1 protein-coding gene is annotated in these 1,367 nt (G+C 41.3%); it reads right to left on the bottom strand.

What is annotated here, in order from left to right:
* Positions 1 to 129: 129 nt before the first annotated feature.
* Positions 130 to 1,292 (bottom strand): IS3 family transposase gene (locus tag KQI58_RS22410; RefSeq protein ID WP_216411145.1). Its coding sequence is split into 2 segments (ribosomal slippage): positions 130 to 1,016 and positions 1,016 to 1,292, totalling 1,164 coding nucleotides; the frame shifts between segments, so codons are not numbered across the junction.
* Between the last annotated feature and the right edge of the window lie 75 nt (positions 1,293 to 1,367).

Genomic DNA, 1,367 nt, shown 5'->3' with positions numbered 1-1,367 from the left:
TGGAATGGCAACACTTTTTTTGACAAAAATTATAAGGTGTTGTGAATCTCTTGGTGTTATTGCTCCGATTGCCCTTGACAATGAGCCTCCTCGGATCGGATTCTTTCCGGCAGAAGCGTGCTCATTCAATTACGCTGCCTCTCCAGAGGTATCTGATCCGAGCTCATTATCAAAGGTTCGCTTCGCCAATCTCTGTTGACGAAACTGGATCGGTGTTACATATCCCAATGTGCCATGTAAGCGCAGATAGTTCCACCAATGCACATAATCAAACAATTCTAGACGTAGCTGTGCCAATGTCTCAAATTGGGATTGATGCACGAATTCGACTTTGACAGATTTATAGGTAGATTCTGCAACGGCATTATCATAGGGACAGCCTTTCTTACTCAGCGAACGAGTAATCTCAAAACTATTTAAAATCTCATTAATGGTTTGATTATCAAATTCCTTTCCACGATCGGTATGGAAAAGTTTGACGTCTGTTAAAGGATAAGGGATCCGTCCAAAGGCTTCTTTTACCAATGCGGCATCCTTTTTCTCACCGCACGAATAACCGATAATTTCTCGATTAAATAAATCCAGAATGAGGCAGATATACTGCCATTTTTTTCCAACACGAACATAGGTAAGATCCGTGACGATGGCTTCCAATGGCTGTTCTTGTGTAAAGGTCCGATCTAATACATTCGCTGTTTCCGCTTCATTACAAGCTGTTCGCTGGCCTTTAAAATGAGCGATTGTATAGGTAGATGTCAACCCACGTTGTTTCATGATTCGACCGATTCGGCGCCGACTGAGTTGAAGGTCACGCTTTGCTAAACATTTCTTCAATTTCCGGGTACCATAGGCTTTTCGGTTACGAATAAATTCTTCCTGTATGACTTCTTCTAATTCAGACTCATTTCTGACAGGTTGTGCTTGATAATAGTAGGTTTGACGAGAAATGTTTAGAATTTTGCACATCGCTGATATCGAGTATTTGTGCTTGTTGGCATCAATTACTTGTCTTTTCGTCCGAATATCAGCGCCGCTTGCTTTAAAATATCATTCTCCATTTCGAGCTGTTTGTTTTTCTTTCGTAATGCGATCAGTTCTGCTTGTTCCGGGGTTAAGTTATCTTTTTCCTTGAACGAGCCTGTTGACTGTGCTTGCTTCACCCATTTATCGAAGGCTGAAACGGTCAGCTCATAGTCTCGAATGATTTCTGCGCGTGGTTTGCCTGCAAGGTAGAGATCGACGACTTGTTGCTTGAATTCTTTTGAATAGGTTCTTCGTTGACGTCTTGACATGAAAAATCCTCCAGTGTGTTTTTTATTATTCTACACACCTTATTTTTTCTGTCTAGTCTAGTGTAGCCGATTCAT

This window comes from Enterococcus raffinosus, from assembly GCF_018917525.1.
Taxonomy (GTDB): domain Bacteria; phylum Bacillota; class Bacilli; order Lactobacillales; family Enterococcaceae; genus Enterococcus_A; species Enterococcus_A raffinosus_A.
This window is presented reverse-complemented; position numbering and strand designations above follow the sequence as displayed.